The 477-nt window shown below is 47.2% G+C and carries 1 protein-coding gene; it reads left to right on the forward strand.

Features of this window, described 5'->3' with window-relative positions; all coding sequences use genetic code 11:
* Positions 1 to 386: 386 nt before the first annotated feature.
* The coding region (locus NV64_RS22895; protein ID WP_199177721.1) for a DUF5431 family protein at positions 387 to 477 on the forward strand (91 nt) is incomplete at its 3' end.

Below are 477 nucleotides of genomic sequence, written 5' to 3' on the forward strand. Positions count from 1 at the left end.
ATAACTGATGGACTCGGGCACCACGAGCGCTTTTACAAAGAGCCTTTCGGGAAACCGAAGGGCTCTTTTTCTTACTTATATGGCTAAAATCTTTGCTGGCAGGACTCTCTCAGAATGTCGCCATCTGCATAGGAAAATAGTGCTGAATCACAGGATGTGACATCCCGCAACCTGCTGAAGATGTATTTATAAATAGCTTAGGCGTAAAGGTAATATCAGGAGTCATTTGGATATTTTACTATTATGATTCCGGATGCGGGTAAATAAAGCCGCGGTATAATAGACGCGGCGCTTGAGGCTTCTGCCTCATGTTGTCGGTAGTACTGAAGTTTGTGAGGCAGAAAGCAGAAAAGCCCCGACGTTAATTTTCATTAACCCCGAGGCCCCTGCATGCACAAGAACATCAGGATAGCCTCTTACCCGCCGCAAGGCAAGGAGAAGAAGGCCATGAAACTGCCGCGAAGTCCCGTGATCTGG

The sequence above is a fragment of the Erwinia sp. B116 genome, from assembly GCF_002865965.1.
Lineage (GTDB): Bacteria > Pseudomonadota > Gammaproteobacteria > Enterobacterales > Enterobacteriaceae > Erwinia.